The organism is Nostocoides japonicum T1-X7, from assembly GCF_001046855.1.
In the GTDB taxonomy this organism is placed as follows: domain Bacteria; phylum Actinomycetota; class Actinomycetes; order Actinomycetales; family Dermatophilaceae; genus Nostocoides; species Nostocoides japonicum.
On sequence record NZ_HF570958.1, the window covers coordinates 5135896 to 5137156 of the forward strand.

The following is a 1261-nucleotide window of genomic DNA, read 5'->3' on the forward strand; positions in this document are numbered from 1 at the left end:
CCAGCGACGCTCAGACGGTCATCACCTACCTCGACCGGCGCAGCACCCCCGGAGTCGAGGTAACCAGCGATCCTCCGACCGTCACCACCTACCGCGACCGGACAGACACACCGCGACCGGACAGAGACACCGCGACCGGCCGGAGGAGAACCTCCGGCCGGTCGCGGTGTGGAGTCGGGTCAGGCGCCGACGCGGAATCGGGCGAACGCGAGCGCCGTCGCGCCGTTCTCGTCGAGGACCTTGCCGACCGTCTTCTTCGGGTCCTTGGCGTGGGCCTGCTCGAGGAGGACGTTCTCCTTGAAGTAGCCGTTGACGCGGCCCTCGATGATGCGAGGCAGGGCGGCCTCCGGCTTGCCCTCCTCCTTGGCGGTGGCCTCGGCGAGCCGGCGCTCGTTCTCGACGGTCTCGGCCGGGATCTCCTCCCTGGTGAGGGCCGACGGCGCGAACGCGGCGATGTGCATCGCGACGTCCTTGACCGTCTGGGCGTCGCCGCCCTCGACGGCGACGAGGACGCCGATCTGCGCCGGGAGGTCGGGGCTCGTCTTGTGCAGGTAGGACTGGACGACCGGACCCTCGAGGCGGGCGACCCGCTTGACCTCGATCTTCTCGCCGATCGTCGCGTTGGCCGCGTCGAGGAGCTCCTTGACGGTCTGCCCCTCCGGGAGGGTGCTCGAGAGGAGGGACTCGGCATCCGCGGCCTCGGCGGCGACCGCCTGGTCGAGGACCTGCTGGGCCAGGGCGCCGAAGCGCTCACCCTTCGCGACGAAGTCGGTCTCGCAGAGGACCTCGACGAGCGTGCCCACGCCGTCGGACGTGGCGGCCGCGACGAGACCGTTGGACGTCGTGCGGCCCTCACGCTTCGTCACGCCCTTGAGGCCCTTGACGCGCAGGATCTCCTGGGCCTTGTCGAGGTCCCCGTCGGCCTCGTCGAGCGCCTTCTTGACGTCGAGCATCCCGGCCGCGGTGATCTCGCGGAGCTTCTTGATGTCAGCGGCGGTGTAGTTCGCCATGTCTGTCCTTCACTCTTCTTCCGTGGGTGGCGGGTGCGGGCACGCGGACCTGGCGACCGCCCGCACGGGGGGTCACCAGGCGCGCCGCTCAGGCGTTCGCGTCCTCGTCGGCCGCCTCGGCGGCGACGGCCTCCTGGGCGGCCGTGGCGTCCGTCGAGTGGGTCGCGGTGTCGTCGGCGAGGGGCTCGGAGCCGGTGACCGGCAGCGGCTGCGCCTCGTCGGCGGCGTCGGCGGCCGTCGGGATCTCGGCC

The 1261-nt window shown here is 71.7% G+C and carries 1 protein-coding gene; it reads right to left on the reverse strand.

The window, feature by feature from the left end:
- Positions 1-179 precede the first annotated feature (179 nt).
- On the reverse strand, positions 180-1010 hold the full coding sequence (gene tsf / locus BN12_RS23175) for a translation elongation factor Ts (protein WP_048552555.1): 831 nt from the start codon (positions 1008-1010) through the stop codon (positions 180-182).
- Positions 1011-1261 lie beyond the last annotated feature (251 nt).